The sequence below is a fragment of the Campylobacter concisus genome (assembly GCF_002913865.1).
Classification (GTDB): domain Bacteria; phylum Campylobacterota; class Campylobacteria; order Campylobacterales; family Campylobacteraceae; genus Campylobacter_A; species Campylobacter_A concisus_AM.
The window spans coordinates 1-2,229 of sequence record NZ_POYX01000149.1 but is presented as its reverse complement, the minus strand read 5'-3'; the positions used below and the strand labels follow the sequence as shown (position 1 = coordinate 2,229).

The 2,229-nt window shown below is 37.3% G+C and carries 2 protein-coding genes; one reads left to right on the top strand and one right to left on the bottom strand.

Going from position 1 to position 2,229, the window contains the following annotated elements; all coding sequences use genetic code 11:
- Positions 1-81: 81 nt before the first annotated feature.
- The gene (locus CYP77_RS09355; RefSeq protein WP_103567955.1) at positions 82-678 is read right to left on the bottom strand and encodes a DJ-1/PfpI family protein; all 597 of its coding nucleotides are present in this window, start codon (positions 676-678) and stop codon (positions 82-84) included.
- 398 nt (positions 679-1,076) lie between these two features.
- On the opposite strand from CYP77_RS09355, the gene CYP77_RS09350 reads away from it, so the two are divergent.
- Positions 1,077-2,024: a formate dehydrogenase subunit gamma gene (locus tag CYP77_RS09350; protein WP_021092159.1), complete on the top strand. Its 948-nt coding sequence runs from the start codon at positions 1,077-1,079 to the stop codon at positions 2,022-2,024.
- Positions 2,025-2,229 lie beyond the last annotated feature (205 nt).

Genomic DNA, 2,229 nt, shown 5'->3' with positions numbered 1-2,229 from the left:
GCTTGCTATCTTTTTAAATTTAAAATCGAAATTTGATCGCTAAATTTAGTAATTTTCTGACTTTATCTAGAATTTTAAAATTTAATACCCATAAATTTTGGCAAATTTATCTATCTTTGAGCTTTTTTGCCAGTTGTATTCAGTTTCGTTTGCGATATTTTGGGCTAGCTCCTTGCCAAAATGATCGCCGATAAAGCCAAGCGCCATATCCATGCCAGCAGCCACACCTGAAGCTGTATAAAATTTACCAGCCCTCACCCACCTAGCGCGCTCTTGCCATTTTACAGCCTTGCCGCAACTTTTTACCCACTCAAGCGATCTTTTATTTGATGTAGCCTTAAGGCCGTCAAGCTCTCCAGTGCGAGCGATGAGCGCCGAGCCCGTGCATACACTTAGGCAAAATTTAGATGCCAAAACGCACTCTTTAAGCTTTAAGATAAACTCACTACCATTTACAAGCGTCCTTGTGCCCTGACCTCCAGGAACTAGCAAAACGCTCTCTTTTGGCATTTTGGCAAGCTTTTTTGTTTTTATCTCAAAGCCCTGCTTGTTTCTTTTTGTCCCGCCCTCAAATGAAACAAAATTTAAATTTAGCTCAGGCACTCTGGCTAAAAACTCAACCGGACCCATGAGATCAAGCGTCTCGTAATCATCAAAGATAAGAGCGTAAATGTCCATTGCTTCGCCTTTTAATAGAGAACTAAAATGCTTTTGATATTTTAATTCAATTTTGAGAAAATATAAATTTAATAAGGTATTTTGAGTTAAAAAGCTAAATTTATAAATCATTGGTTTTTTGATAAAAATATTCAAATTTATCTAGCACCATTTCCAAATTTGATTTTAACCACGTTTTTAGGTAAAAAATTGAGATTTTTACTGCTCAAAATTTATATCAGCGTTTATCAAAATTAATAAAACTTAAATATTTTTTATAAAAATTTTAGTAATCTTTTTTGCTAAGGTTTGCTTGTGATTAGCTCTGATATAATAGCCACAAAACGGCATAGCTGTGTGATTTTAGCATATTTAACCAAAGCTTAAATCATTTAAGCTTTAGCAAATAAAGGAATAAAATGACGAGAATTCTTACTCTACTTTTTACATTGTCCGTTGCGGCAATGGCCATTGAAGGACCAACTGGCGTCAATCAATTTGACAGCACCATTTGGGCAGCACAGAGGATAGAAAATATCAAGCCTTATGAGCATGGCTGGGGCCCGATATTTACTTTTATACAAGGCAACGACTACTTCGCGATAGCTGCACTTTCTATCATTTTAGCTGTTATCGGCGCGTTCGTGCTACACTTCTTGATCATCGGACCAAAACACTTTAGTCACGATGGCAAAAAAGTATTTGCGTTTTCACTGATCGAACGTATAGCTCACGGCTTAGCTGCGATCTCTTGGATCATCTTAGTGCCAACTGGCATCATCATTATGTGGGGTGCAGAGCTTGGCGGTGGCACATTTGTGCGTTTCTGTAGATACTTGCACGATATAGCGACTATTATATTTGCTATTTCTGTGCTTCCTATGTTATTTGCTTGGACTATCAGAATGCTTCCAGCTGTTTATGACATCAGATGGATGATGATAGTTGGTGGTTATCTATCAAAGAAGAAAAAACCAGTCCCTGCTGGTAAATTTAACGCTGGTCAAAAGGCATGGTACTGGATCGCTATCCCTGGTGGTATCGTGATGATCATCACTGGTGCGATCATGTATTTCATGGATATTAAAGAGCCAGCAGTTGCTAGTTGGTTTGGTATCTCTCAAATCGATCTTTTAAGATATAGCGTAGTTATCCACAACTGCCTTGGCATCGTCTGTGCGGTATTTTTCCTAGTTCATATTTATATGGCTGCGATCGCTATACATGGCGCTATCTGGTCAATGGTCACTGGATACAAAGAAGAAGAAGAGGTTTATGTACTTCACCACTACTGGTATCAAGAGCTTGTTAAGGAAAACAAGATCCCAGTATCTGACTACGAGAAATCTTACACAAATTTAAAATAATCAACCTTGACCTTGCGACTTACGCAGGGTCAAACTCTCTTTTATAGCAAATTTCACAGCACAAATCCTTTTAAAAAATTAATATTTTTTAGCTATAATCCAAAATCAGTTTCAAGGTTTGAAATACTAATCACAAAGGAAAAACAATGACAAGAACAATTGATTGCAGAAATTTAGAGTGCCCAAAACCAGTCATCATGACTAA

Coding starts and splice junctions, on each gene's coding strand:
- CYP77_RS09355 (WP_103567955.1), bottom strand. CDS start 678: ATGGACATTTACGCTCTTATCTTTGATGATTACGAGACGCTTGATCTC.
- CYP77_RS09350 (WP_021092159.1), top strand. CDS start 1,077: ATGACGAGAATTCTTACTCTACTTTTTACATTGTCCGTTGCGGCAATG.